General features: G+C 69.8%; 24 protein-coding genes and 1 tRNA gene. 19 read left to right on the top strand and 6 right to left on the bottom strand.

All coding sequences use genetic code 11. The annotated features are described in order from the left end of the window. Positions 1-209 precede the first annotated feature (209 nt). The 6 genes from FHS87_RS18315 to FHS87_RS18290 are packed head-to-tail and all read left to right on the top strand — an operon-like array spanning position 210 to position 6825. Positions 210-1742, top strand: a complete 1533-nt coding sequence (locus tag FHS87_RS18315; RefSeq protein ID WP_184520833.1) for a CYTH and CHAD domain-containing protein — start codon at positions 210-212, stop codon at positions 1740-1742. Between the two features lie 59 nt (positions 1743-1801). Continuing rightward, the gene (locus tag FHS87_RS18310; protein ID WP_184520832.1) at positions 1802-2671 is read left to right on the top strand and encodes an amidohydrolase family protein; all 870 of its coding nucleotides are present in this window, start codon (positions 1802-1804) and stop codon (positions 2669-2671) included. 13 nt (positions 2672-2684) lie between these two features. Next, positions 2685-3578 (top strand): HpcH/HpaI aldolase/citrate lyase family protein, encoded by an 894-nt coding sequence (locus FHS87_RS18305; protein WP_221300092.1) that lies wholly within the window; start codon positions 2685-2687, stop codon positions 3576-3578. Between the two features lie 26 nt (positions 3579-3604). Beyond that, a complete protein-coding gene (locus FHS87_RS18300; protein WP_184520831.1) occupies positions 3605-4585 on the top strand; it encodes a Bug family tripartite tricarboxylate transporter substrate binding protein in 981 nt (326 codons plus the stop codon). Positions 4586-4587: 2 nt separating this feature from the next. Next, complete coding sequence (locus FHS87_RS18295) at positions 4588-5826, top strand: CaiB/BaiF CoA transferase family protein (RefSeq protein ID WP_184520830.1); 1239 nt, start codon at positions 4588-4590, stop codon at positions 5824-5826. 30 nt (positions 5827-5856) lie between these two features. After that, a complete protein-coding gene (locus FHS87_RS18290; protein ID WP_184520829.1) occupies positions 5857-6825 on the top strand; it encodes a Bug family tripartite tricarboxylate transporter substrate binding protein in 969 nt (322 codons plus the stop codon). 229 nt (positions 6826-7054) lie between these two features. Here FHS87_RS18290 and FHS87_RS18285 read toward each other — a convergent pair. The 4 genes from FHS87_RS18285 to FHS87_RS18270 all read right to left on the bottom strand — a co-directional run bounded on the left by FHS87_RS18285 (position 7055) and on the right by FHS87_RS18270 (position 9456). After that, a tRNA-Ser gene (locus tag FHS87_RS18285) sits at positions 7055-7145 on the bottom strand. Positions 7146-7191: 46 nt separating this feature from the next. Continuing rightward, complete coding sequence (locus FHS87_RS18280; RefSeq protein WP_184520828.1) at positions 7192-7755, bottom strand: nucleoside 2-deoxyribosyltransferase; 564 nt, start codon at positions 7753-7755, stop codon at positions 7192-7194. Between the two features lie 57 nt (positions 7756-7812). Next, positions 7813-8475: a flavin reductase family protein gene (locus tag FHS87_RS18275; protein WP_184520827.1), complete on the bottom strand. Its 663-nt coding sequence runs from the start codon at positions 8473-8475 to the stop codon at positions 7813-7815. A 12-nt stretch (positions 8476-8487) separates the two neighbouring features. Further along, positions 8488-9456 (bottom strand): 2-hydroxyacid dehydrogenase, encoded by a 969-nt coding sequence (locus FHS87_RS18270; RefSeq protein WP_184520826.1) that lies wholly within the window; start codon positions 9454-9456, stop codon positions 8488-8490. 119 nt (positions 9457-9575) lie between these two features. Here FHS87_RS18270 and FHS87_RS18265 point away from each other — a divergent pair, with 119 nt between their 5' ends. From FHS87_RS18265 to FHS87_RS18210, 13 genes are all read left to right on the top strand, one after another. Next, positions 9576-10364 (top strand): SDR family oxidoreductase, encoded by a 789-nt coding sequence (locus FHS87_RS18265; RefSeq protein WP_184520825.1) that lies wholly within the window; start codon positions 9576-9578, stop codon positions 10362-10364. 3 nt (positions 10365-10367) lie between these two features. Further along, positions 10368-12446 carry a hydantoinase/oxoprolinase family protein gene (locus tag FHS87_RS18260; RefSeq protein WP_184520824.1) on the top strand — a complete coding sequence of 693 codons (2079 nt, stop codon included), beginning with the start codon at positions 10368-10370 and terminating at the stop codon, positions 12444-12446. Then, entirely contained in the window at positions 12443-14074 is a 1632-nt protein-coding gene (locus FHS87_RS23900) for a hydantoinase B/oxoprolinase family protein (RefSeq protein WP_246418515.1), read from the top strand. Before FHS87_RS18260 ends, FHS87_RS23900 begins: the two co-directional genes overlap by 4 nt. 17 nt (positions 14075-14091) lie before the next feature. Further along, complete coding sequence (locus FHS87_RS23895) at positions 14092-14565, top strand: YaiI/YqxD family protein (RefSeq protein WP_312862039.1); 474 nt, start codon at positions 14092-14094, stop codon at positions 14563-14565. A 72-nt stretch (positions 14566-14637) separates the two neighbouring features. After that, a complete protein-coding gene (locus FHS87_RS18250; protein ID WP_184520823.1) occupies positions 14638-15735 on the top strand; it encodes a methyl-accepting chemotaxis protein in 1098 nt (365 codons plus the stop codon). Between the two features lie 27 nt (positions 15736-15762). Then, positions 15763-16164, top strand: a complete 402-nt coding sequence (locus tag FHS87_RS18245; RefSeq protein ID WP_184520822.1) for an STAS domain-containing protein — start codon at positions 15763-15765, stop codon at positions 16162-16164. A 1-nt stretch (position 16165) separates the two neighbouring features. Then, positions 16166-16531 carry a response regulator gene (locus FHS87_RS18240; RefSeq protein ID WP_184520821.1) on the top strand — a complete coding sequence of 122 codons (366 nt, stop codon included), beginning with the start codon at positions 16166-16168 and terminating at the stop codon, positions 16529-16531. Positions 16532-16537: 6 nt separating this feature from the next. After that, positions 16538-18559: a chemotaxis protein CheA gene (locus tag FHS87_RS18235; protein ID WP_184520820.1), complete on the top strand. Its 2022-nt coding sequence runs from the start codon at positions 16538-16540 to the stop codon at positions 18557-18559. Between the two features lie 9 nt (positions 18560-18568). Further along, the gene (locus FHS87_RS18230; RefSeq protein WP_246418514.1) at positions 18569-19117 is read left to right on the top strand and encodes a chemotaxis protein CheW; all 549 of its coding nucleotides are present in this window, start codon (positions 18569-18571) and stop codon (positions 19115-19117) included. 51 nt (positions 19118-19168) lie between these two features. After that, positions 19169-21562: a methyl-accepting chemotaxis protein gene (locus FHS87_RS24310; RefSeq protein ID WP_221300090.1), complete on the top strand. Its 2394-nt coding sequence runs from the start codon at positions 19169-19171 to the stop codon at positions 21560-21562. Positions 21563-21586: 24 nt separating this feature from the next. Next, entirely contained in the window at positions 21587-22417 is an 831-nt protein-coding gene (locus tag FHS87_RS18220) for a CheR family methyltransferase (protein WP_221300088.1), read from the top strand. Between the two features lie 77 nt (positions 22418-22494). Continuing rightward, a complete protein-coding gene (locus FHS87_RS18215) occupies positions 22495-23004 on the top strand; it encodes a chemoreceptor glutamine deamidase CheD (protein ID WP_184520818.1) in 510 nt (169 codons plus the stop codon). A 13-nt stretch (positions 23005-23017) separates the two neighbouring features. Further along, positions 23018-24061, top strand: a complete 1044-nt coding sequence (locus tag FHS87_RS18210) for a protein-glutamate methylesterase/protein-glutamine glutaminase (RefSeq protein WP_312862038.1) — start codon at positions 23018-23020, stop codon at positions 24059-24061. 56 nt (positions 24062-24117) lie between these two features. Here the strand turns inward: FHS87_RS18210 and FHS87_RS18205 are convergent, their stop codons facing one another. Together FHS87_RS18205 and FHS87_RS18200 are read right to left on the bottom strand one after the other, a co-directional pair. Further along, positions 24118-25284 carry an SMP-30/gluconolactonase/LRE family protein gene (locus tag FHS87_RS18205; protein WP_184520838.1) on the bottom strand — a complete coding sequence of 389 codons (1167 nt, stop codon included), beginning with the start codon at positions 25282-25284 and terminating at the stop codon, positions 24118-24120. Positions 25285-25342: 58 nt separating this feature from the next. After that, positions 25343-25909 carry an FUSC family protein gene (locus tag FHS87_RS18200; RefSeq protein WP_184520816.1) on the bottom strand — a complete coding sequence of 189 codons (567 nt, stop codon included), beginning with the start codon at positions 25907-25909 and terminating at the stop codon, positions 25343-25345. Positions 25910-25942: the final 33 nt, after the last annotated feature.

Genomic DNA, 25942 nt, shown 5'->3' with positions numbered 1-25942 from the left:
CGCGCCGAAAACGGGCCACCTCGGCCTCCCGCGCGGCCATCCCGGCCAGCGCGGCACGGTCCTCCCCCGACAACCCGCGATAGCGCTGGGGGTCGCATTTTCTCTCCCGGCTGGCCGGAACCCAGGCCGGCCGGGCAGCGTCCGTCCTCCCCGTCGGTCATCCCGCCTCATCCGGCAACGCTTGCTAGAGGCCGGCGTTGGAAACGGCCATGACCGCTCATCCCAATCCCGCGCCGACGGAATTGGAGGTCAAATTCCTCCTTCCGCACGGTGCCGAAGCCGCCCTCGATCTCCACCCCGCCCTTCGTTCCGGGGCAGATGCATCGCCCGAGGTCCGGGATGAGGTGACGGTCTATTTCGACACGCCCGGCCATGCCCTTACTCGGGCAGGAGCGAGCTTGCGCGTCAGGCACAGCGGCGGCGAGCGGGTGCAAACACTGAAGCTGCGCGGCGCCTACGGCCCCTTCGGTCGGGGCGAGTGGGAATGGCCCGTGGACGGCGAGGCGCCCGATCCCGGCCTGCTCGCGACGACGCCGATGGCATCGGTGGTTGCATCCGATTCGCTGGAACCGGTCTTCAGGGCCGAGGTGCGCCGCACGGTCCGGACCGTGCGGCAGGGCGACGCCGTCATCGAAGTGGTCGTGGATATCGGGATGCTATTTGCCAATGGGGCGAGGGAGGCGATCCGCGAGCTGGAACTGGAGCTGATGGAAGGCAGTCCCGCCGCTCTCTATCGGTTTGCCGAATCCATCCAGGCGGATATCCCCCTCCTGCTCGGGGCCGAGGCGAAGTCGGACCGTGGCTGGCGGATGCTGACGGGCCGGCCTCGTGCCGCGGAGAAGGCAATCGAGCCCGCGCTGCGTCCCGACATCAGCGGAGCAGAGGCGTTCCGGCGCCTGTCCGGCGCTACCCTCGCCTCGCTGCTGGCAAACCAGCCGGCTGCGGCCGCGGGCGGGGTGGAAGGGGTGCACGGGATGCGGATCGCGATCCGCCGCATGCGCGCCCTGTTGGCTCTGTTCCGGCCTCACCTGGCACCGGAAGTGGAGGAACGCTTTACGGGCATGCTCCGGAGGCTCGGGCGGGTGCTGGGCGAAGCGCGCGACTGGGACGTGTTCTGCGTGCAGACCCTGCCGGAACTGGCACGGACGGGGCTGGACCCCCTCGTCGCCCGGGCCCTGCTGCGAGCGGCGGAACGGGAGCGCGAGGCGGCGCATGCGCGGGTTGGGGCCGAGTTCGCGAGCCCGGCGCTGACCCGCACGGTGCTCGGCCTTGCCGCCTGGGCCGAGGACCCGGCGGCCCTTTCCGGACGGGCGGATGGCGGGGCCATGGCCAGGTCTCTCTGCGATCTCGCCGGCCCGCTCGAGAAGCGTCTCCGCCGAGAGGTCAGGCGACGTGGCCGCCACATCCGTCGCCGCCCGGAAGAGGAGTTGCACGACCTCCGCAAGGCGCTGAAGAAACTCCGCTACGCCCTGGAATTCCTGGAATCGCTCCACCGCCACAAGCGGCTGAAGACCTATCTGCGCCACTGCAAGGATTTGCAGGAGAGGCTCGGAGCCCTGAATGACGCGGCTGTCGCCGTGGCACTGGCCGAGAGATTGGCCCTCAGCAACGAGGGGCTTGGCCCTGCCGTGACCGAGTTGCGCGACGGGGCAGCATGGCGACGCGACGCTGCGCTGGGGGGATTGCCGGCGGCCTGGCGCTCCTTCAAGCAGCAATCGCTCCCGAAGGTCGTGGCGGGGTGAGCCGCGGGAAGCCGCAGGAAAGGGCGCCCGCTCAGCGCCGGAACGGGAAGGAACGATCCATGCGCGCCGCCCCAGCGGGCTCCAGGGCCGTGAGTGCCGTGCCGCATTCGGCGGGCATCTCGCCGCCGCGCCACCCCGTGCCCGCCGGCGCCTGCGATGCCCACCTGCACGTCCTGGACGGCCGCTTCCCCGGCTCGGCGCCCGTCTCCGGCATGACGCTGGCAGATTACCGCCTGCTTCAACGTCGCCTCGGCACCAGCCGCGCCGTGCTGGTGCAGGCGAAGCACCACGGCACCGATCCCGCCGCCCTGCTGGACGCGCTGGCGCAGCTCGGCCCGGATGGGCGCGGCATCGCCGTGCTGTCCCTCGACGCGCCGGACGCGGAGTTCCGCCGCCTCGACGCCGCCGGCGTGCGCGGGCTGCGGCTGAGCCTGTGGAATCCGCTGGACGCCCCCCTGGCCCTGGCCGACCTGGCGCCGATGGCCGCCCGTGTCGCAGCGCTGGGCTGGCACCTGCAACTGCACCTGACGGCGGCGCAGATCCTCGACGCGGCCGGGGTGCTGGCCGACCTGCCCTGCCCCGTGGTGTTCGACCATATGGCCCGCCTGCCGCCGGGGGAGGGGCCGGGGCACCCGGCCTTCGCCGTCGTCGCGCGGCTGCTCCAGGCCGGCCGCGCCTGGGTGAAGCTGTCCGGCGCCTATCTGAACACGCGCACCGGCCCGCCCTACCCGGAGGCGGGGCGCACCGCCCGCGCCTTCATCGCCGAGGCGCCGGAGCGGCTCGTCTGGGGTAGCGACTGGCCGCACGTGACCGAGGCGCACAAGCCCGATGACGCCCAACTGCTCGACCTCCTGGCCGAATGGGCCGGCCCGCGGCTGGCCGACCGCATCCTGGTGGACAATCCCGCCGCCCTCTACGGCTTCGCCTGAACAGGATCGCGCCATGACCCTCGCCTCCCTCGACGCCATGCGCAGCAAGCTGTTCCTGCCCGGCACGCGGCCGGAACTCTTCGCCAAGGGCGCCGCCTCCGCTGCCGACGCGCTGAGCTTCGACCTCGAGGACTCCGTGGCGCCTGAGCGCAAGGCCGAGGCCCGCGGCCATGTCGCCGCCGCGCTGCGCGACCCGGCGCTGCGCGCGGCGGGGAAGCTGCACATCGTGCGCGTGAACGCGCCGGGCACGCCGCATTTCGCCGAGGACGTGACGGCGCTGGTCGGGCCCGGGCTCGATGCCATCAACCTGCCCATGGTGGAGTCCGCCGAGATGCTGCGGGAGGCCATCGCCGTCATCGCGCGGGCGGAGGCCGAGGCCGGCGCCGCGCCCTGCGGCATCCTGGCGAATATCGAGACGCCGCGCGGGCTGCGGCTGGCCGCCGGGATCGCCCTCGCCGACCCGCGCGTGACCGGGCTGCAGATCGGCTATGGCGACCTGTTCGAGCCCTTCGGCATCGCGCGCGACGACGAGGCGGCGCTGCACCATGTGCGCTTGCAGGTGCGGCTCGCGGCGGCCGAGGCGCGCATCCCCGCCTTCGACGGCGCCCTGGCCGCCATCGCCTCGCCCGAGCGCTGCCGCGCGGAGGCCGAGGCCTCCCGCAGGCTCGGCCTTGCCGGGAAGTCCTGCATCCATCCCAGCCAGATCGCCGTCGTGAACGCCGCCTTCCAGCCGGGCGAGGCGGAGATCGCCCGCGCGATGCGCATCGTCGCGGCGGCGGAGGAAGCGGAGGCCAGGGGCATCGGCGCCTATACGGTGGACGGGCAGATGGTGGACGCCCCCTTCGCCGCCAGCGCCCGCGCCGTCCTGGCGCTGGCCCGGCGCCTGGGTCTCGCGGCCGCCGCATGACAGCAAAAGCAGTGGAGGAAACAGGGATGGACTTCGCAATTCGACGCCGTGGGATGCTCGCCGGCGCCCTGGCCGCGCCGCTCGTGCTGCCGCGCCTCGCCCGCGCGCAGGGCGCCTGGCCCAGCCGGAGCGTGCGCGTGGTGGTGCCCTTTACCCCCGGCGGCTCCAACGACGCGGTGGCGCGGCCGCTGGCCGAGCACCTCCAGCGCCGCCTGGGCCAGCCCTTCGTCGTGGAGAACAAGCCCGGTGCGGGCAGCACCCTCGGCTCCGGCGAGGTCGCCCGGGCGGCGCCGGACGGCTACACGCTGCTCGTCACCTCGTCGACCTTCGCCACCAGCGCGGCGACGCAGGCCACGCCCTACGACGCCATCGGCGACTTCGAGGGCGTGGCGCTCGCGGCCACGGCGCCGCTGCTGGTGCTGGCGACCAAGTCCTTTCCTGCCGGCAATCTCAGGGAAGCGGTGGAATACATCCGCGCCAACCCCGGCAAGGTCGATTACGGCTCGGCAGGGCCGGGCAGCATCAACCAGCTCTCCGCCGAGCTGTTCGCGCAGAGGGCGGGCGGGCTGAAGCTCGTGCACATCCCCTATCGCGGCATGGGCCCGGCCACCACGGATCTTGTTTCCGGCACCATCCAGATCCTGTTCACCACCGTGCCCTCGGCGGCCGGGCTGGTGCGGGATGGCAGCGTGAAGGTCCTCGGCTGGACCTCCGGGGCGCGCCCGGCCAGCGGCCCGCAGGCGCCGACCCCTGGGGAGAGCGGCCTCGACTACAGCGCGGAGATCTGGTGGGGGCTGCTGGCCCGCCGCGGCACCCCGCGCGAGATCGTGGAGAAGCTGAACGCGGTCGCCAACGAGGCGCTGGGCGAGGGCCGGCTGGCCCAGTACCTGCGCGGCGAGGGCGCCGAGCCGTCTCCCCGCTCGTCCGGCGAGTTCGATGCCTTCCTGAGGGAGGACATCGCCCGCTGGAAGGGGGTCGCCACCGCCGCCAACATCCGGATCGACTGACCATGGACCGGCACGCGCCTTCCCGCCTGCACCGCAAGGCCTTCGACCCCGCCGCGCGCGGCCCGTTGCACGGGGTGCGCGTGCTGGACCTGTCCCGGCTGGTGGCCGGGAACACGCTGAGCATGGTGCTGGCCGACCATGGCGCCGAGGTGGTGAAGGTGGAGCCGCCCGAAGGCGACACGCTGCGCGCCTGGAAGGTTCAGGGCGTCGAGACATCCTGGAAGAGCTGGTCCCGGAACAAGAAGAGCATCTGCCTGGACCTGCGGAACCCGGAAGCGCAGGCGGTGGTGCGCGCGCTGGCGAAGGACGCCGCGATCCTGTTGGAAAGCTTCCGCCCCGGCGTGCTGGAGCTGATGGGGCTGGCGCCGGAGGTGCTCCACGCGATCAACCCCGCGCTGGTGATCGTGCGCATTAGCGGCTGGGGCCAGGACGGGCCCTATCGCCACAAGCCCGGCTTCGGCACGCTGGTCGAAGGCTATTCGGGCTTCGCTGCCGTGAACGGCTTCGCGGACCGGGAGCCGGTGCTGCCGCCGATGTTCATGGGCGACTGCTACGCCGGCATCCTTGGCGCGGCCTCCGCCACCATCGCGCTGCGCCATGCCGAGCGGACGGGGCAGGGGCAGGTGATCGACCTCTCGCTGATCGACCCCATGCTGGCGGTGATGGACCCGCAGGCTGCCAATTACCGCCTGACCGGCCGCACCAAGCAGCGGACGGGGAGCCGCAGCACCAACACCGCGCCGCGCAACGCCTATCGCACGCGCGATGGCGGCTGGGTCTGCCTGTCCTCCTCCACCCAGGGGATGACGGAGAAGCTGCTGCGCTCGATCGGGCGGCCGGAGCTGATCGAGGATCCGCGCTTCCGCACCAACCCGGACCGGCTGCGCAACTGGCAGGAGCTGGACGGCATCATCGGCAGCTTCATCGGGGAGCGCAACAAGGCCGAGGTGCTGGAGCATTTCGACAAGGCCGGCGTCACCATCGGCCCGATCATGGACGCCGCCGACCTGCTGCAAGACTCCTTCGTGGCGGAACGCGAGGCGCTGATCGAGGTGCCCGACGACGACATGCCCGACGGCTTCGTGCCGATGCACGGCATGGTGCCCCGGCTGTCCGCCACGCCCGGCGTGCTGGCCCGTCCGGCGCCGAAGCTCGGCGAGCACAACGACGAGATCCTGCGCCCGGCCTTGGGCGAGGCCGAACTGGCGCGCTTGCGCGCCGCCGGCATCGTGCGCGGCTGAAGCAGCGGGACAGGAGGGGAGGGGACAGGGATGACGATGTCACGCAGGAAGGCGGTCGCCATGCTTGCGGCCGGATCGCTGCCGCTGCCGCTGCTGGCGCAGGAGCCCTATCCGGCACGGCCGGTGAGGCTGATCGTCTCCTACGGCGCTGGCGGCGCGGTGGATACGGTGGCGCGGCTGGTCTTTCCGCGGGTCTCGGAGGCGCTCGGCCAGCCCGTGGTGGTGGAGAACCGCGCCGGGGCCGGCGGCACCATCGCCGCCAGTGCCGTGGCGCAGTCCAGGCCGGACGGCTACACGCTGCTGGACGACGCCAGCGGCTTCGCCATCAACCCCGCGCTCATGCCGCGACTGCCCTATGATGCGCGACGGGATTTCCTGCCCGTGGCGCGCATCGTCACGGTGCCCAACGTGCTGCTGCTCGGCCCCGGCTGCCCCGCCGCCACGGTGCCGGAGCTGGTCGCACTGGCCAAGGCGAAGCCGGGCGAGATCACCTGCGCGAGCACCGGCACCGGTTCCTCCCAGCACCTGGCGCTGGAGCTGTTCAACCGCACGGCCGGCACCGAGATCGTCCACGTGCCCTACCGCGACACCCCGGCGGCGCAGAACGACCTGCGCGCGGGGCGCATCGGCATGATCGTCTCCACCGCGACCTCCGCCCTCCCGCTCCACGGGCAGGAGGGGGTGCGCGTCATCGCCCATACCGGGCGGGAGCCGGTGGCACGCCTGCCCGGCGTGCCCGCGGTGGCCGACACGCTGCCGGGCTACGAGAGCCTGGAATGGCACGGCCTGTTCGCGCCCGCCGGCACGCCGCCGACCATCGCCGCACAGCTCGCCGCGGTGCTGGACAGCGTGCTGAAGGAACCTGGGCTGCGCGAGCGGCTGGCGGCGCTGGGGGCCAGCGCGGGCGTGCTTCCACCCAATGACTTCCGCAGCTTCGTGGGTGGGGAAATCGACAAATGGGGGCGGCTCATCCGGGCCGCCGGCATTCAGGCCGGGTAAGGATCCAGGCGGGCCGCGAAGCGTAGTGCCAGCCCCTCTCGCCGGTTGGCAGCCCAGAGGCGACGACCGCATGGGAGAAGTCGGCCGTCCATCGATGGTCTGAACAAGCGGTGCTGGCCCCTTGAGCGCAATCCCTGGCTGCTCGAGGACGGATCTGGGGCTGGAGCAGCAGGAAGCACGCGCCTCGCGGCGTCGGCGGACCGGCTGGAGAGAACATGTGTGGCGTGACTGGCGGACAGGGTGGGATTCGAACCCACGATAGGCTTTTGACCTATACGCACTTTCCAGGCGCGCGCCTTCGACCGCTCGGCCACCTGTCCCGTGGCGCCGGGGTATAGGGGCCGCGCGCCATCTCGGCAAGCGGGGTCAGGCCGATTTCAGCAAGGCCCGGAGGGCGGCCTCGAAGGCGGTGAGGTCCCGCCAGCGGTCGGCCTCGGCCACCTCTCGCGTGACCAGCGGGCCGCCGGCGGCGCGCAGGCCGCCATCGATCATCAGGTTGTCGTGCAGCCCGAAGGATTCGAGGTGCAGACCCTCTCCATCCTCCCACCCACCGTCCGGCCGGCGCCGGGCGGAGGGGCCGAGAAAGGAGCGGGTGCGCTCGGTGAAGGGCGTCCTCGTATTGGCGTAGCCCGCCACCGGACGCCCGAGGGCGCGCATGAAGCCCAACTCGTAGACCGTGCCAGCATCCGCGGAGGGCCCCCGGAAGGGCGTAAGATTGGCGATCAGGGCGTCGGCGCGGCGGATATGGGCCTCGTTGCGGAGATAGATCGCGAGCCAGCCCTCGGGGGAGGCATCGGCCTCGGGGCAGTGGACTGGATCGGTCGGGAAGACGCCCGTGGCCCCGTGGCGGGCGCAGATCGCCCGCTTGGCATTGGCCACGTCTTCGGCATCCGGCAGGAAGACCTCCGGCCCGGCGAGATAGATCTGCATGGAACAAAACTAGCACAAAACCGCACCGCCGTCACCGCGGGCGGGGCATATCCCGGCCTATGGTGCGGAACGCCCCTCCCGCCTCGCCTCGGCCTCATCCACCGTCACCCGCCGCAGCTCGAAGCGGTCCGTGGTGCGGGCGTACCAGCCGCCTCCATGCATCCGGCCGATGAGGTTCAGCTTCGGCGTATCGACGTAGAGGCGCCTGGGGTCGAGCATGCAGTCGTCCCGGACATGCACGGCCAGCACCTCGCCCAGCACCAGGCGGTGGGTGCCGATCGGGATGGTCTGCCACACCCGGCACTCGAGGGCGACGGGGCTCTCGGCGATCCGCGGCGGGCCGACCTTGGCGGATGGCGCGGTGGTGAGGCCGGCGCGCTCCAACTCGTCCACTCCCGGCGGGAAGTCCGCGGCGGTGACGTTCATCGCCTCCGCCGTTTCCTCGCTCACCATGCAGACGGTGAACTCGCCCGTCGCCTCCAGATTGGCCAGCGTGTCCTTGAACTCCGCCCGCTCCTCGCCGCCCATGCCGCGGGCGCCGACGCCGATGCCCACCACCACGGGGTCGTTGCTGAAGACGTTGAAGAAGGAGAAGGGGGCGGCGTTGACGCGCCCTTCTGCGTCCTGCGTCACCATCCAGGCGATCGGGCGCGGCACGATGGTCGAGACCACCAGCTTGTAGCGGTCCTTCTTCGGGAGGGCCGCGAAATCGAAGAGCATCGGCGGCCCTCTTCAGGCGACGCGGTGGGGCGGCTCGGCGTCGCGCAGCAGCACCGCGTCGAGATTGTCGAGGCAGCGGAACCCCATGGCGTCGCGCGTCTCAATCGTGGCGCTGCCGAGATGCGGGAGAAGGGTGACGTTCGGCGCGCTGTGATAGCCCTCGAAGATCGCGGGCTCCCCGGCGAAGACATCGAGCCCCGCCGCGCGCAGATGGCCGGAATGCAGCGCCTCGCACAGCGCCGCGTCGTCCACCGTCGTGCCGCGCCCGGTATTCACCACGATCGCGCCGCGGGGCAGGGTGGCGATGCGCGCGGCGTTCAGCCAGCCCGATGTGGCGGCCCCGCCGGGGATGTGCATGGAGAGCACGTCGCAGGCGGCCAGGAAGGCGTCGTCCTCCCCGTGGAAGGTGGCGCCCTCCTCCTCATCAAGGGCCAGGCGGGTGCGGTTGCGGTAGTGGATCCGCATGCCCATGCCGCGCGCCATGCGCGCCAGCTCCCGCCCGATCCGCCCCATGCCGAGGATGCCCAGGCGCTTGCCCTCCAGCGTCACACCCATGAGCTGGGTGGGCGCCCAGCCCGCCCACTCGCGGGCGCGCAGCAGCCGCTCGGCCTCGCCGGCCCGGCGGGCGCACATGAGGATCAGCAGCATCGCGATCTCGGCGGTGGCCACGCTCAGCACATCGGGCGTGTTCGTCACGGCGATGCCGCGCGCGCGGGCGGCATCCAGCGCGATGTGGTCGGTGCCGACGCTGAAGGTGGCGAGGATCCGCACGCTCTCCGGCAGGCGCGCGAGGGTGTCGGCATCCAGCCCGTCTCCGGCGGCGCAGAGGATGCCGTCGCAGCCCCCGGCGGCGGCGAGGAGGGCGGCGGGGTCGAGAGTTCGGTCCGGCCCCTCGGGCCGTCGGATTTCGTAATCCCTCGCGGCGCGGGTCTCCACCGCGTCGGGGAAGCGGCGGGTCAGGAGCAGGGTGGGGCGGCTCATCCCGGGAGGATGCATGGGGCGGCCCCGCTTGCCAAACCCGGCGAGGGGAGGGGACCCGATCTTGCCAGGGAGGGGAGGCGGGTTCAGGGTCCGGGCCCTTGAATCGGAGGAGGTTTCGGATGGAACTCGGTCTGCGCGGCAAGAGGGCGCTGGTAATGGGCGCTTCCAAGGGCCTGGGCCGGGCCATCGCCGAGGCGCTCGCCGCCGACGGCGCGGCGCTGGCCATCTCCGGGCGCGAGGTGGAGCGGCTCCGCCCGGTCTGCGAGGCCCTGACGGGCATGGGCGCCACGGCCGTCCACCCCTTCGCCGCCGATGTCGCCAAGGGCGAGGACATGGACGCCCTGGCCGAGGGCGCGATGGCCGCCCTGGGAGGGCTCGACATCCTCGTGCTGAACCATGGCGGCCCGCCCGCCGGCACGGCCTCCGACCTCACGGAGGAGGCGCTGGAGACCTGGTTCCGCCGCATCGTGCTCTCGCCGATCCGCATGGCGAACAAGGTGCTGCCGGCCATGCGGGCGCAGGGCTTCGGGCGGATCATCGCGGTCGGCAGCACGGGCATGGTGCAGCCCCTGCCGAACCTCGCCCTCTCCAACGTGCTGCGCGCCAATATCGTGGGCTGGGCGAAGACCCTGGCCGACGAGGTGGGCCCGGACGGGGTGACGGTGAACATCATCGCCCCCGGCGCCATCCGCACGGATCGCAGCATCGAGCTGGCGGGTGCCGCCGCCTCGAAGCAAGGGAAGACGCCGGAGCAGGTGATCGCGGACCGGGAGAAGACGATCCCCATGCGCCGCTACGGCACCCCCGAGGAGTTCGGGAAGGCGGCCGCCTTCCTCGCCTCCGATGCGGGTTCCTACATCACCGGCACGATCCTGCGCGTGGATGGCGGCGTGGTCCGGGGCTTCTGAGGGGTGACGGGAGCGCGACTAGCCGCGGATATCGGCGGCACCTTCACCGATCTGGCGCTGGAGCGCGCAGACGACCAGGGCGGCATCGAGCGCTGGACGGCGAAGGTGCTCACCACGTCAGCCGCGCCCGAGAGGGGCGTGCTGGAGGGCATCCGCGCGGTGCTCGCCAAGGCGGGGATGGGGCCGTCCGACGTCGCGCTGTTCATCCACGGCACGACGCTGGCGACCAATGCGGTGATCGAGCGCAAGGGCGCGCGCACCGCCCTGCTGACCACCGAGGGCTTCCGCGACGTCCTCGCGCTCGGCAATGAGAGCCGCTACGACCAGTACGACCTGAACATCACCCTGCCGCAGCCCCTCGTTCCCCGCCGCTGGCGCCGGCCCGTGCCGGAACGGCTGGACAATGAGGGGCGCGTGCTGCTGCCGCTGGACGAGGGCGCCGTGCGGGACGCCGTGGCCTTCATGCGCGGGGAGGGGATCGAGAGCCTCGCCATCGGCTTCCTGCACGCCTTCGTGAACCCCGCGCATGAGCGGCGCGCGGCGGAGATCGTGCGGGAGGAATGGCCGGAACTCCCGGTCTCGCTGTCGAGCGAGGTGAGCCCGGAGATGCGGGAGTGGGAGCGCTTCTCCACCACCGCCGCCAATGCCTATGTCCAGCCGCTGATGATGGGCTACCTGCACCGCCTCAGGGCGGGGCTGGCCGAGGCGGGCTTCGCCGCCCCGCTCTACCTCATGCTCTCCGGCGGCGGGCTGACCACGCTCGAGACGGCCGCGCGCTTCCCCATCCGGCTGGTCGAGAGCGGCCCGGCGGGCGGCGCCATCTTCTCCGCCCATGTCGCCCGGCAGAAGGGCTGGGACCGCGTGCTCTCCTTCGACATGGGGGGCACCACGGCGAAGGTCTGCCTCATCGACGACTTCGCGCCGCAGACGGCCCGGACCTTCGAGGTGGCCCGCATCGGCCGCTTCAAGAAGGGCTCCGGCCTGCCGCTCCGCATCCCCGTGATCGAGATGGTCGAGATCGGCGCGGGCGGCGGCTCCATCGCCTCGGTGGACGCGCTCGGCCGCATCCAGGTCGGGCCGGAGAGCGCGGGGGCCGATCCGGGCCCGGCCTGCTACGGCCGCGGCGGGGCGAAGCCGGCGGTGACGGACGCGAACCTCCTGCTCGGCCGCTACGATCCCGCGAGCTTCGCGGGCGGCAGCCTCTCCCTCCATCCCGAGGCCTCGCGCGCCGCGATGGACGCCTCGCTCGGCGCGCTCGGCCTCGCGCCGGAGATGGCCGCGCTCGGCGTGGTGGAGGTGGTGGACGAGAACATGGCCAATGCCGCGCGCGTCCACGCCATCGAGAGCGGCAAGGGCTATGACGGCCGTGCCGTCATCGCCTTCGGCGGCGGCGGTCCGGTGCACGGCTATCGCGTGGCGGAGAAGATCGGCGTGAACCGGCTTCTCGTGCCCTCGGGCGCGGGGGTTGGCTCGGCCATCGGTTTCCTGCGTGCCCCCGTGGGCTACGAGGTCGTGCGGAGCCTCTACCAGCGCTTCCGCAGCTTCGACCTCCCCGCCGTCAACGCGCTGCTGGCGGAGATGTCCGCCGAGGCGCGGCGCGTGGTGGCCGATGGCGCCTTCGGGGCGGGGCTGGTGGAGCGCCGCATCGCCTATATGCGCTATGTCGGCCAGGGCCATGAGATCGCGGTGGAACTGCCGGTGACGGCGATGGAGGCCGCGGATGTGGAGGCCGTGCGCGCCGCCTATGACCGCGAATACGCCACCTTCTACGACCGCCCGGTGCCGGGCAGCGACGTGGAGATCCTCTCCTTCGCCGTGACCGTGGCGACGAGGGTGGAAACGCCCGAGCCCGTGGCCGAGGTGGAGGCGGCGCCCGGCCCCGCGCCCATCCGCCACCAGGCCGTGCGGGACACGGCGCGGGGCGAGGTCTCGGACTGGCCCGTCTACGATCGCGAGGCCTTCGCGCCGGGCGCGACCGTCGCCGGCCCCTGCATCGTGACCGAGGCGGAGACGAGCACGCTGGTCGGGCCGGGGTGGACATGCCGGATGGATGGGCTCGGATATCTGGAGCTGACGCGATGACTGACGCCCCTTCCGAGGCCCTCGCCTCCATCCAGCGCCAAATTCAATGGAACCGCCTGATCGCCGTGGTGGAGGAGCAGGCGCAGATCATGATCCGCACCGCCTTCAGCACCACGGTGCGCGAGGCGGGCGATCTCTCGGCCGGCATCTTCGACCTGCGCGGGCGGATGCTCGCCCAGGCCGTCACGGGCACGCCGGGCCATGTGAACTCCATGATGGAGTCCGTCGGCCACTTCCTCGCCAAGTTCCCGGCGGAGGGGATGAAGGCGGGCGACCACTACATCACCAACGACCCCTGGCTCGGCACGGGCCATCTGCACGACCTGACGGTGGTGACGCCCGCCTTCCGGAACGGGAAGATCGTCGGCCTTTTCGCGAACACCGCGCATGTCATCGATGTCGGTGGGCTCGGCATGGGGCCGGAAGGGCGCTCTGTCTTCGAGGAAGGGCTCTACATCCCCATCGTGAAGTGCTTCGACCAGGGGCGCGCGAACGAGACCTTCTTCGACATCCTCCGCGCCGGCACGCGCACGCCGGCCGAGCTGGAGGGCGATGTCTACTCCCTCTGCGCCTGCAACGACGCGGGCGCGCGCCGGCTGGTGGAGATGATGGACGAGTTCGGCATGGAGTCGCTCGACGACCTCGCCGAATCGATCTTCGACGCCTCCTCCCGCGCGACGCTGGCCGCCATCGCGGAGCTGCCGCGCGGCGAGTACGCGGCCGAGATCCGCTCGGACGGCTACGAGGCGCCGGTTACGCTCCGCGCGCGGATGACGATCGCGGGCGACCACATCGCGGTGGACTATGCCGGCACCTCCGGCCTCTCCGGGCGCGGCATCAACGTGCCGGCGGCCTATACGCGCGCCTATGCCTGCTTCGGCATCAAATGCGTCGTCGCGCCCGAGGTGCCGAACAACTGGGCCTCGCTGCTGCCCTTCCGCATGGAGATCCCGGAGGGCTGCATCCTCAACGCCCCGCGGCCCTTCCCGGTAGCCGTGCGCCACGTCGTCGGCCAGCTCCTGCCGGACCTGATGATGGGCTGCCTGCACCAGGCCGTGCCGGACCGCGTGACGGCCGAGGGCTCCTCCTGCCTCTGGAACCCGCCGCTCCGCGGGGGCGGGCAGGTGAGCGGCGCCGAGGCCGAGCTGCCGGATTTCGAGGTCATCACCTTCAACTCCGGCGGCACGGGCGCCCGGCCGGGGAGGGACGGGCTGGACGGCACCGCCTTTCCCTCCGGCGTCCGCACCATGCCGGTGGAGGCGACGGAGAACGTGGCTCCCGTGATCTTCTGGAAGAAGGAGCTGCGCCCGGGCTCCGGCGGCGCCGGCCGCACCCGCGGCGGGCTGGGGCAGGTGATGGAGATCGGCGCGAAGGGCGATGCCGAGTTCGCCGTGAACGCCATCTTCGACCGTGTTGGGAATCCCCCGCGCGGCCGCGACGGCGGCGGGGACGGGGCGCCGGGCTGGGTCGGGCTGACGGACGGCACGTTGCTCCGGACGAAGGGCTTCCAGGTCATTCCCCGGGGCAAGCGGCTGCGCCTCCTCCTGCCCGGGGGAGGCGGCATGGGCAATCCGGCGCAGCGCGACCCCGCGCTGGTCGAGCGCGACATCGCGGACGGTCTCGTCTGAGCGCGCCGCACGTCTATGTGGACGGGGATGCCTGCCCCGTCCGCGACGAGGTCTTCCGCGTCGCCTCGCGGCACGGGCTGGCGGTGACCGTCGTCTCCAACGGCTCGCGCGGGGTGCGGCTGCCCGACTGGGTCCGGCGCGTGATCGTGGCCGAGGGGGCGGACGCGGCCGACGACTGGATCGCGGAGGCGGTCCGGCCGAACGACGTCTGCGTCACGGCCGACATCCCCCTCGCCTCGCGCTGCCTCGCGGCCGGGGGGCTCGCGATCGCGCCGGGCGGGAAGGTCTGGGACACGGACAATATCGGCGGCGCCCTCGCCGGGCGGGAGGTGTCCCGCCATCTTAGGGAGACCGGGCAGGAGACCCGCCACGCGGCCTTCGGCGCCCAGAACCGCTCGCGCTTCCTCGAAGCCCTGGAGCTGGTGGTGAGGACGGCCATGCGCGGCAGCCCACCGCCGCCGCGGCCGCTGCCGGATTTCTTCTCGGACTGAGGCCCTCCGCGCCAGCCCCGGCGAAGCCTTAACCTTCTGTTCTGCCCCGGGCGCCTAAGAGACCCCTTCGATTTGGAAGGGTTCCCGTCCGTCGTGCATGCCCCACTCGCCGCCGATTCCCGCCCCGGGGCCGACGCCCCGCCCGATGGCGGCGCCCTGGATCTGCTCGCCCGCTGGCTGGAGCTGGGCGAGACCGAGCGCCGCGCCTTCGTGGCGATCGCGGAGGAGCTGAGCGAATCCACCGGCCTGATCGAGCGCAGCACGGTGGATCTGAGTGCGCGTTTCCGGGAGCTGACGGCCGCCGCCCAGGCGCAGACGAGCCGGGTCGAGCGAATCGCGGAGATCGCGAAAACCGTGACGGTCTCCGGGAGGGCCGTGCCGCTCGCCGAGGCCACTCGTCTCGTGGAGATCGCGCTCGCCCACGCCATCGACACGCTGGGCCAGGTCTCGGAGCAGGCCGGGCGGATGGTGGCCGTGCTGAACGAGGTCACGGCCGAGGTGGCCGGCGCGGAGCAGTGCGTCGCCCGGATCGGCACCATCAACAAGCAGGCCCGCTTCGTCGCGCTGAACGCCGCCATCGAGGCGCAGCGCGCCGAAGGGTCGGGCGGCACCTTCAAGGTGATCGCGCACGAGCTGAAGGAGCTCTCGCGCGAGACGGACGAGACATCCCGCATGGTGGGTGAGAGGATCGCCGCCGTCGCCCGGGGCGTGAGGGGTGCGCATGCCGAGCTCGAGGCGATCGCCGGCATCGATGGGGCCACCCAGGCGCGCACGCGGCAGGAGCTGAACGCCGTGCTCTCGGGGATCGTGACCCAGAACGATGCCCTGTCCTCCGTACTCGCCGAGGCGCTCGAGGCCTCGGCGGAGATCGCGGGCACCGTGTCGATGCTCGTGACCGGCGCACAGTTCCAGGACCGCACGACGCAGCATCTCGACCATCTCCGCGAGGTCGTCTGCACCCTGGGCGAGGCGACCGAGCGGCTCAGGCGCGAGTCCCTGGAAGCGGTGCCGCTGCTCCGGGAGGAGGCCAGCATCGACCATGCCCTGCTTCAGCGCATGCTGGACCGTCAGTCGCTGAGCAGCGTGCGCCAACGCTTCCTGGCGCGCATCCGTGACGACAGCGACGCACCCGAGGACGACTCCGACGCCGGCGACATCGAGCTGTTCTGAGGCGATTGGCGCACGGAGCGCGGGAAAGTGAACGCCTTTAAGGCGGCGCTAACGACGTCCCGGCAAGGTGGCGCCGATTTCCGGGCGCGAAGCCTGGATGAGGCGGGAGTAACCGGACTGATGTCAGAGGAAGGGGCCGCGGCGGAGGTTGGGCTGTCGGAAATGCCTCTGGTCCTGCCGGCCGTGCTGGACCTGACCGCGGCCGAGCCGCTGTGCCGTGCTCTTCGCGAGCGTGTTCCGGCCGGTCCAGTGCTGCTGGATGGAGGCGAGGTCGAGCGGGTGTCCACCGCTTGCCTCCAGGTGCTCGCGGCCGGTGCCGCCGCAGCGCTGGCCGCCGGCCGCGGCTTCCATGTTCGGGCTCCTTCGCAGGTGCTGTCCGAGGCGGTCGCCGATCTTGGCCTGACCGCGATGATTCCGATGGGTGATTGAGATGGCCAAGCGAGTGATGGCTGTGGATGACAGCCGGACGATGCGGGAGATGGTGGCCTTTACCCTTGGGAAGGCGGGCTTCGAGGTGCTCGAGGCGGAGGACGGCCAAGCCGCGCTGGCCGTGCTGCGCACTTCGCCGGTGGATGTGGTGATCACCGATCTGAACATGCCGAAGATGGACGGCGTGACGCTGATCCGCACGCTGCGTGCGGATCCGAAGTGGCGTGCACTGCCCATCCTGATGCTCACCACGGAGTCGGACGCATCGAAGAAGGCCGAGGGAAAGAGCGCGGGCGCGACCGGATGGCTCGTCAAGCCTTTCGATCCCGCGAAGCTGATCGACGTGGTCAAGCGTGTGGCGGGCTGAGCCGGCATGAACTTCGACCATCTCCGCGCTACCTTCTTCGAGGAGAGCGCCGAGCTGCTGGAGAGCGCCTACGCCCAGCTCGCCGCGCTGGCTGAGGGGCGGAGCGATGCCGAGACGGTGCACGCGCTCTTCCGCGCCATTCATTCCATCAAGGGCGGCGGAGGTGCCTTCGGTCTCGATCGCATGATCGGCCTGGCACATGTGATGGAGACCCTTCTCGACCGGGCCCGTGACGGGTTGGTTACGCTGGATCCGGATCTCCTGGCGCTCCTTCTGCGTGGGACCGACGCCCTTTCCGACCTTCTCTCCGCAGAGCGGGTAGGGGAGCCTGCCCCGGAGGGGCTGACGGAAGAGTTGATCCAGCAGTTCCATGCCGTCTCGGCACCGTCCGAGCCGGCGCCAAGCCCGAGGACGGACGAGCCTCAAGAGGCAGTGGGTGAGGGATGGCGGATTCTGTTCCAACCCCATGCAGCTCTCTTTCGGAACGCCAGCGAGCCCCTGCACCTCGTTCGTGAATTACGGACGCTGGGTCCCGTAAAGCTGTCCGTCGATGCCGGTAAGCTCCCCTCCCTGGATCGGATGGAGCCTGAGGACGCCTATCTCGGCTGGAACCTCACGCTTGAGGGCGCGGTGCCGCGTCTAGCGGTCGAGGAGGTTTTCGAATTCGTCGCTGACGATTGTGACCTGCGGATCGAGCCACTCGCGCCGGCGGCGAAGGAGAAGTTCGAGCTCGACGAGCGGAAATCCCCCTCTGCTGTCGTGCAGGGCGACGCCGTCCCAGCGCTGAGATCTGATGCGAATGCCCCGGCGCCGCAATCTGTCCGCGTTGACGTGTCCAAGATCGACCGGCTGGTAAACCTCGTCGGCGAGCTGGTGATCAACCAGGCGATGCTGATGCAGGTCGGAAGCGCCCTGCCGCCCGACATATGCCCCGGTTTGATAGGGGGGCTAGAGACCCTCTCCCAGCACTTGCGGGAGTTGCAGGAGGGGGTGATGGCCATCCGCACGCAGCCGGTGAAATCGGTATTCTCGCGGATGCCACGCCTCGTGCGGGAGCTCTCGGCGCAGCTTGGCAAGGAGGTGCGGCTGGTTGTCACGGGCGAGATGACAGAGATCGACAAGACCGTTGTCGAGCAACTCGCAGACCCGCTCACGCACCTCCTGCGCAACGCGCTCGACCATGGGATCGAGCCGCCGGAGCAGCGTGCTGCCGGCGGCAAGCCTCGCCAGGGTACTGTGCATCTAAGCGCAGAGCAGCGCAGCGGGCGCATCATCATCGAAATGTCCGATGACGGCCGTGGGATCGATCGAGCCCGTGTTCTCGACCGGGCCAAGGAGCGTGGCCTGGTGAGGCAGGACGCCGTGCTCAACGACTCGGAAATCGATGAACTCATCTTCCTCCCGGGCTTCTCCACCGCCGCAGCCGTGTCCGAGGTTTCGGGACGGGGTGTCGGAATGGATGTGGTCAGGCGCAACATCGAGGCGCTCGGTGGCCGGATTGCCGTGGAGTCGCGGCTCGGCTCCGGCTCTCGATTCGTTCTGTCGCTTCCACTGACGCTGGCAGTGCTCGACGGACTTGTCGTGTCCGTCGGCGCACAGGCCTACATCCTGCCGATCACTTCCATTGTCGAAAGCCTGAGGCCGCAGAAGGAGCAAATCCACGACGTGATCGGCTCGGGGCAGGTGCTGGCCATACGGGGCGCCTACATTCCCCTTCTCCCGCTTCATCTGCGGTTCGCCGTCCCGGATGCCGAGCCGGATCCGTCCCGGGGGATCGTCGTCATCGTCGAGACGGATAGGGCCGGAAGGTTGGGCCTCATCGTGGACGACCTGCTTGGCCAGCAGCAGGTCGTTGTGAAGAGCCTAGAAGCCAATTATGGGCCGGTCGACGGGGTGGCCGGGGCGACCATCCTCGGCGATGGCCGTGTAGCGCTGATCCTTGACGTCCCCGCGCTCGGAGGGATTGGCCCTGTTCGGGGCGCGTCTCAAACGATCACCATCCCCTCGCCTCAACCCCCGTCACACTAGGGAACTCCGATGAACGCACCGATGAACATCGAGGCTGTGGCAGGCACCCTGAAAGCGCCGGCGGACGGAGCAGGCATGGCAACGGGGCAGTACATCACCTGCGCGTTGAATGATGCCGAGTACGGCATCGACATCATGTCCGTTCGCGAGATCAAGGGTTGGACTGAGACAACTGCTATCCCGAATGCGCCATCCTGGATACGAGGCGTCATCAATCTCCGCGGCGTGATCGTCCCAATCCTGGACTTGCGTGCACGGTTCGGCATGGCACCAACGATGCCTGGCCCAATGCATGTTGTAGTCATCATTCAGACGATGGAACGGACGGTGGGGCTGTTGGTCGATGCCGTCTCCGACATCATCACCGTTGATGTCAGCGACATCAGGCCTGTGCCTGAGATAGGTGCCGGCGGTCCGGACAGGCTTCTATCGGGCCTTGTGCCCCTGGAGCGCGGTATGGTCGCGTTGGTGGCGCTAGAGAAGCTCCTCAACATCACCGAGGACAGTGCGCTGAAGAGCGAGCGTCCCCGGGAAGATACGGCCGCGTTGGCTGCCTAATTGGCGCTGCGGCGATTTGATACAGACATCATAGAGACGCGGAGACCCCCGATGTTCGTGAGCCGAACCACACAGGCCAAGCCGGCCGTGAGCTTTCTTGAGCGCCGCAGCCAGCGTGACCGCCGGGAAGCCGTGCGGGATATGGAAATACTCCTGGCGGCATTCGAGCAAGCTCTGCCTATGGTGGAGCTTGGACCGGATGGCACGGTTCTGGACGCTAACCTTGCGTTTGCCACGTTGCTGAGCACCACAGCTGACCTGATGCGCGGCCGATCCTATGCCGCATTGTTGAGTGAGGGGGAGCGTGGCGCTCCGGAGTACCGGGAATTCCTGGAGTGTGCTCTTCGCGGATCTGCGGCGGCGGTAACCCTGCGCCACTCCTCCAGCGAGAAGCAGGAACGATTGCTGCGTCTCTCCGCCATCCCCGTGCAAGGCGATGATGGTCGCGTAAACAAGATCGTTCTGATGGGACAGGATCTTACGGAACAGCGCGCTTTCGAAGCGGATGCGAAAGGTCAGCTTGCCGCGATTGACAAGGCGCAGGCGGTGATTGAGTTCGGCCTGGACGGACGAATTCTGCACGCGAACGCGAACTTCCTGACGACCCTCGGTTATTCGCTGGACGAGGTGCGGGGCCAGCACCACAGCATGTTCGTGGAGCCGACCGAGCGGCAGAGCGTCGAATACAAGATGTTCTGGGAGAAGCTGGCGCGGGGCGAGTACGATGCGGGACAGTACAAGCGTCTCGCCAAGGGCGGCCGGGAGATCTGGATTCAGGCAAGCTACAATCCCATTCTCGACCTGAGTGGCAAGCCGTTCAAAGTCGTCAAGTACGCGACTGATATCACGGCGCAGAAGATGGAGTCCGCGAACTTCGCCGGTCAGCTTGCCGCGATTGACAAGGCACAGGCGGTGATTGAGTTCGGCCTGGACGGACGAATTCTGCACGCGAACGCGAACTTCCTGACGACCCTCGGTTATTCGCTGGACGAGGTACGGGGCCAGCACCACAGCATGTTCGTGGAGCCGACCGAGCGGCAGAGCGTCGAATACAAGATGTTCTGGGAAAAGCTGGCGCGGGGCGAGTACGATGCGGGGCAGTACAAACGTCTCACCAAGGGCGGTCGGGAGATTTGGATTCAGGCGAGCTATAATCCCATTCTCGACCTGAGTGGTAAGCTGTTCAAAGTCGTCAAGTACGCGACCGATATCACGGCGCAGCGGCGTGCGGCGGATACCCTGGCGCGCGCGGTTGACCGGACGGAGGAGATCGTCGCAGCGGCTCAGCGTAATGACTTCTCCCGCCGTATCCCGACCGAAGGTGTTGAGGGGGCAATCGGCCGCCTTTGCGCCGGCATCAACAGCATGCTGGACACGATGGAAGTCCAGGTCGAAATGGGTGAGGCCCTCAAGAGGGCTGTCGGCGAGACCCAGGCAATTGTCACTGCGGCCCAGGCAAACGATCTGAGCCAGCGAATATCGCTTGCTGGCAAGGCGGGTGAGATCGGTCAGCTCTGTGCCGGCGTCAACGGCATGCTTGATACGATGGCTGAGGTGGTTGCCACGATCTCGGAGAGCTGCGGCACGATCAGCGTGGCATCGCGCGAGATCGCCATGGGAAACACCGACCTTTCGCAGCGGACGGAGGAGCAGGCCGCGAGCCTGGAGGAGACCTCCGCCAGCCTGGAGGAGCTGACGACGACGGTCCGCCAGAATGCAGACAGTGCCCAGCAGGCCAACAAGCTTGCGACGTCAGCCTCCGAGATCGCCACGCGGGGTGGCATGGTGGTCACGGAAGTCGTCCGGACCATGGACGCGATCACTCATTCCAGCCGCAAGATCAGTGATATCATCGGCGTCATTGATGAGATCGCCTTCCAGACGAATATTCTCGCGCTGAACGCCGCGGTCGAGGCAGCAAGGGCCGGTGAGCAGGGGCGTGGATTCGCGGTCGTGGCTGCGGAAGTGAGGAACCTCGCGCAGCGCAGCGCCAATGCAGCGAAGGAGATCAAGGCACTCATCTCCGACTCTGTTGAGAAGGTGGATAGCGGATCCAAGCTCGTCACCTCTGCCGGGCAGACCATGGACGAGATCGTGACCTCCGTCCGGCGTGTGACGGACATCATGGCCGAAATTTCTGCGGCCTCGCAGGAGCAGAGTTCTGGGATCGAGCAGGTCAATACTGCCGTCTCGCAGATGGACAAGATCACGCAGCAGAACGCGGCTCTTGTGGAGGAAGCTGCTGCAGCGGCCAAGTCCATGGAGGAGCAGACGCAGTCCCTGGCGCAGATGGTGGCGGGCTTTGTGCTGCCGACCTGGCAAGGTGGCCCGAGCCTGGGCGAGCGCGTGTCGGTGTCGCCGACCAGGCCTGCCGCGCCGGTTGCGAAGCGAGCCCCAGCCGCCCGTGCTGCTAACCCTGCCGAGGATGATTGGAAGGAATTCTGAACCTGAGAGGGTACGATGCCTGCCATGCTTCAGGACCGGTCCGTTGGCGACGTTCCCCTCACGGAGGCGGACTTCGACGCTATCAGCAAACGCGTCCGCGAGGCGTCAGGCATCGTTCTCGGCAGCAGCAAGCGTGACCTTGTCTATGGGAGACTGCGCCGGAGATTAAGGGTGCTTGGTATCACGAGCTTCGCCAAGTACCTGTCGATGCTCGACGCACCGGAGGGGGCGGCGGAGCGGGTCGAGATGGTCAACGCGATCACGACCAATCTCACGGGGTTTTTCCGGGAGCGTCATCATTTCGAGTACCTCGAACGAGACCTGCTGCCGCATCTCCCCCGTCAGGGACGAAGGCTCCGAATCTGGTCCGCGGGCTGCTCCTCGGGGGAGGAGCCCTACACGATCGCGATGACGCTCCATCGGTCCATGCCCGATCTTCATGCTTGGGACGCGCGCATTCTCGCGACCGACATCGACACGGAAATGGTGTCGAAGGGAGCCGCGGGAGTGTACCCGGCAGACCGGATCGCACCGGTACCGGCCGAACTGCAACGCGCCCATGTTCATCAGCTTGATGGCAGTACCGTTAGGATGGGCGACGACTTGAAGGCGCTCATCGCCTTCCGGCAGTTGAACTTGCTGGATTCCTGGCCGATGCGCGGGCCCTTCGACGCGATCTTTTGCCGCAACGTCGTCATCTACTTCGACAAGCCGACCCAGCGCGCGTTGTTCGACCGCTTCGCCGACATGCTGGTTCCGGGAGGGCACCTGTTCATCGGTCATTCGGAAAGCCTGTTCCGAACCTGCGACCGGTTCCGACATCTCGGCAGAACGATCTACCAGAAGCTCCGATGAACACGCTTCTTGAGGTGCGGGAGCGATCGCCGGCCCAGGGCAGACCCTTGGTGAAGGTTGGTCCGGGGGAGCATCACGTGACCGGGGATCCTGAGGCTGCGATCGTAACAGTTCTCGGTTCCTGCGTGGCAGCCTGCATCCGCGACCCCGCTATCGGCGTGGGAGGGCTGAACCACTTCATGCTGCCAGAGAGCAAGGATGGGGTGTGGGGCAAGGCGTCGGCCAGTCTCAGATACGGCAATTTCGCGATGGAGCGCCTCATCAACGACATCCTCTCCCGTGGTGGGAAGCGAGCGCGGCTGGAGGTGAAGCTGTTCGGCGGAGGGCGCCTCGCCCAGCAGTCGGGAGGGGTCGGGGAGCGTAACGCGGCCTATGTCGAAGCTTATCTCCGGACGGAAGGTATCGTCCCGCTGGTGAGCGAGATGGGCCGGAACTGGGCGGTGCGGCTCATCTATCTCCCGGTCAGCGGGCGCGCCTTCCTGCAGGACCTGCCGGAAGGAACATCGCGCGTGAGCGATGTGGAAGCGCGTTTCGAGCGCGCATTGCCGCGCCGCATGCCCGTTGGAACGATCGATCTCTTTTCCTGAACTGGAGGCGCCGGTGGCGATCAAGGTACTCATCATCGACGACTCGGCGCTGATCCGTCAGGTGCTGACGGAGCTCCTGTCCAGGGATCCCGACATCGAGGTGGTCGGCACGGCGCCCGACCCGATCATCGCTCGGGAGAGGATCAAGGCTCTCTCGCCGGACGTGCTCACTCTCGACATCGAGATGCCGCGCATGGATGGGCTGAGCTTCCTCAAGAAGCTCATGGCGCTTCGGCCGATGCCGGTCCTGGTGGTGTCCACCCTTACCCAGAAGGGCGCGGACGCAGCGGTGCAGGCGATGGAGCTCGGGGCCGTCGACTACGTGCCGAAGCCCTTGATGAACATCCGCAGCGGCATGGTCGAGTTGGGCGCCGAGCTGGTGGCGAAGGTGAAGATGGCGGCGGCCTGCCGGCCCCGCGCGCGCCAGGCGGAGCCGGGTGCTCCGACACCGCTCGCAGCCGATCCGCGCCTGTCCACGGCAGGGCGCGTCGTGGCGATCGGCGCGTCCACCGGTGGTGTCGAGGCCTTGCAGCGCGTCATCTCGCGCCTTCCCGCGACATCGCCGGCCATTCTTGTCACCCAGCACATGCCCGCGGGCTTCACCACCTCCTTCGCGCGGCGCCTGAACGAGCAGTGCGCGCTGACGGTGAGCGAGGCGGCTGACGGGCGGCAGGTGCTGCCGGGCCATGTCTATATCGCGCCCGGTGCGCGCCACCTCGAGCTCGTGCGGACCGGGGCGCATTACGCATGCCGCCTGCACGATGGCCCGCCCGTCTCGGGGCATCGCCCCTCCGTGGACGTCCTGTTCGCCTCGGTAGCGGCGTCTGCCGGGAAGAATGCCATGGGCTTGATCCTGACAGGGATGGGGCGGGATGGCGCGGCGGGGCTGCTGGAGATGCGGCGCTCAGGGGCGCGCTGCCTCGGGCAGAGCGAGGCGAGCTGCGTCGTCTACGGGATGCCGAAGGCCGCAATGCAGGCCGGGGCGGTGGAAGCGGAGATGACGCTGGACCGGCTGGCCGAGGAGATCGTCGCGCTCCGCACGCCCGCCCACGCCTAGTGCCCATCGCGCCGAAGAGCCCTGTTCCGGCACTTCGGCGCGCGAGAGCCAGCCCTCTACGCCGGGACGATTCGCCACACCTCGGAGGGCGTCGCTTTCGCTTCCGGCTTGAACCAGGGGCTGTCCTGGATGTGCGAGGTAGTGACGAAGAGCGCGCCGTCCGGTCCCTGGGCGAAGGTGTCGGGCCAGCGCAGCCTGTCGTCCCGCACCAGCACGGAGAGGGGCTGGCCGGGGGCGGGCGCCATTTCCACCGCGCTCGTCTCGGGGTTCGTGACGTAGAGGCGGCCGGCGGCGTCGATCCACAGCCCGTCCGCCACATGGGTCCCGGCGACGCGGCGGACCTGGGCGCCGAGCCGGTCGGGCGACAGCCGCGCGTCGCGCAGCGCCGCAGTGGGGATGGAGAAGAGCGTGCGCCCCGTCAGCGCCTGCCAGTAGAGGGTGGCACCGTCCGGGGAGATGGCGATGCCGTCCGCCGCGCTCTGCATCGTGCGGCCGTTGGGGCGGCGCAGGGGCTGGCCGTCCGCCATCGGCACCAGCCCCTCCTCGAATTGGGTCGAGGGGTGGCCGTCCAGCACGCGCCGCGCCGCGCCGCTCGCCGTGTCCAGCACCACCAGCGCGCCCTTGATGCCGCTGTCGGTGATGTAGGCGGTGCGCCCGTCGGGGCTGAAGCGGAGGTCGTTCAGGTAGCTGCCGGGCGGCGCCACCCTCTCCGGCACGGGGATTACCTTCGCGACCGTGTTGGTGCGGAGGTCGATCCGCACGAGCTTCGGCCCCCCCTTCACCGGCCCCATCATGTCCGGCGCCGCGGGGTCGAGCACCCAGAGGTTGTCCTGTGGGTCCACCACCACGCTCTGCACGCAGACGAAGCGGCGCTCCGGCATGGCGGGGCTGGCATTGCGCCAAGCGTTCCAGCCCTCGTCAGGATAGGGGCGGAGCTGCCCCTCCGCGAGTTCGGCAACGGAGACCGGCACGTCCTGCCCCCAGCGCGGCAGGCAGACGAAGATGCGCCCACTGCGGGAGACGGTGATGCCCGTGATCTGCCGGTCGGGGAAGGCAGCCACCTGTTCCAGCCTCGCCCCGCGCGAGAAGTCCATGGCGGGCGGCTTGCTCCCGGCGCCCGTGCCGGCCCGCGTCTCGCTCCGGGTCTGGCCGAGGGCGGGAAGGGCGGCGGAGAGGGCGAGGGCGCCGGAGGCGAGGAGAAGCGGGCGTCGGGAGGCGTGCATCACGGGCGTGGTCCGGTTCCTGTCGCGCCGGGAACAGCCGGGCCGGGGCCGCGGTTTCTCAGCGCCGCGTCACACGCTCGCGCAGCCAGACGAGGCCGAGCGCCACCAGCGCCCCCCAGCCGACCTCTCCCACGCGCGAGAGGAGCATGTGCTGCGGCGTCCCGGTATGCGGGACGAGGAGGATGATCGTCGCCGTGATGGCGGCCAGCCGGCTGGCCGAGGCGATGTTCACGCACCAGCAGGCGAGCACGGAGATCACCACGGCCAGGACGTAGCCCGGCAGGCCTGCCCCGATCGTCAGCACCGTGGCCACCCCGATGCCGCCCCCGATGGTCGCGCCGGCGAGCTGGTCCCGCCCGGTGCTGCGCGCCGCCCCCAGCTCCGCCTGGGCCACGGCCAGGGCGGTGATGGCGCCCCAGAACCCCTCGCGCAGGCCGAGCGCCTGGGTGGGGAGGTAGGCGACGACCGCGGCCAGCGCCGAGAGGGTGCCCTGGGACAGCCCGTCCCGCAGGCGCTGCTCCAGGGGCAGGGTCTTGCTGAGATGCAGGAGCCGGTCCCGCATGCGCTCGATCCGGGCCTTCACCCCGTCCGCCCCGGGCCGTCCGGTGCTGCCCGCCTCGCTCATCGGCGCTGTCCCTCGCCTGGAGGGCGCCCCCTG

It is taken from the genome of Muricoccus pecuniae, assembly GCF_014199205.1.
GTDB classification, from domain to species: domain Bacteria; phylum Pseudomonadota; class Alphaproteobacteria; order Acetobacterales; family Acetobacteraceae; genus Roseomonas; species Roseomonas pecuniae.
This window is presented reverse-complemented; position numbering and strand designations above follow the sequence as displayed.

Coding starts and splice junctions, on each gene's coding strand:
- FHS87_RS18315 (WP_184520833.1), top strand. CDS start 210: ATGACCGCTCATCCCAATCCCGCGCCGACGGAATTGGAGGTCAAATTC.
- FHS87_RS18310 (WP_184520832.1), top strand. CDS start 1,802: ATGCGCGCCGCCCCAGCGGGCTCCAGGGCCGTGAGTGCCGTGCCGCAT.
- FHS87_RS18305 (WP_221300092.1), top strand. CDS start 2,685: ATGACCCTCGCCTCCCTCGACGCCATGCGCAGCAAGCTGTTCCTGCCC.
- FHS87_RS18300 (WP_184520831.1), top strand. CDS start 3,605: ATGGACTTCGCAATTCGACGCCGTGGGATGCTCGCCGGCGCCCTGGCC.
- FHS87_RS18295 (WP_184520830.1), top strand. CDS start 4,588: ATGGACCGGCACGCGCCTTCCCGCCTGCACCGCAAGGCCTTCGACCCC.
- FHS87_RS18290 (WP_184520829.1), top strand. CDS start 5,857: ATGACGATGTCACGCAGGAAGGCGGTCGCCATGCTTGCGGCCGGATCG.
- FHS87_RS18280 (WP_184520828.1), bottom strand. CDS start 7,755: ATGCAGATCTATCTCGCCGGGCCGGAGGTCTTCCTGCCGGATGCCGAA.
- FHS87_RS18275 (WP_184520827.1), bottom strand. CDS start 8,475: ATGCTCTTCGATTTCGCGGCCCTCCCGAAGAAGGACCGCTACAAGCTG.
- FHS87_RS18270 (WP_184520826.1), bottom strand. CDS start 9,456: ATGAGCCGCCCCACCCTGCTCCTGACCCGCCGCTTCCCCGACGCGGTG.
- FHS87_RS18265 (WP_184520825.1), top strand. CDS start 9,576: ATGGAACTCGGTCTGCGCGGCAAGAGGGCGCTGGTAATGGGCGCTTCC.
- FHS87_RS23900 (WP_246418515.1), top strand. CDS start 12,443: ATGACTGACGCCCCTTCCGAGGCCCTCGCCTCCATCCAGCGCCAAATT.
- FHS87_RS18240 (WP_184520821.1), top strand. CDS start 16,166: ATGGCCAAGCGAGTGATGGCTGTGGATGACAGCCGGACGATGCGGGAG.
- FHS87_RS18235 (WP_184520820.1), top strand. CDS start 16,538: ATGAACTTCGACCATCTCCGCGCTACCTTCTTCGAGGAGAGCGCCGAG.
- FHS87_RS18230 (WP_246418514.1), top strand. CDS start 18,569: ATGAACGCACCGATGAACATCGAGGCTGTGGCAGGCACCCTGAAAGCG.
- FHS87_RS24310 (WP_221300090.1), top strand. CDS start 19,169: ATGTTCGTGAGCCGAACCACACAGGCCAAGCCGGCCGTGAGCTTTCTT.
- FHS87_RS18220 (WP_221300088.1), top strand. CDS start 21,587: ATGCTTCAGGACCGGTCCGTTGGCGACGTTCCCCTCACGGAGGCGGAC.
- FHS87_RS18205 (WP_184520838.1), bottom strand. CDS start 25,284: ATGCACGCCTCCCGACGCCCGCTTCTCCTCGCCTCCGGCGCCCTCGCC.
- FHS87_RS18200 (WP_184520816.1), bottom strand. CDS start 25,909: ATGAGCGAGGCGGGCAGCACCGGACGGCCCGGGGCGGACGGGGTGAAG.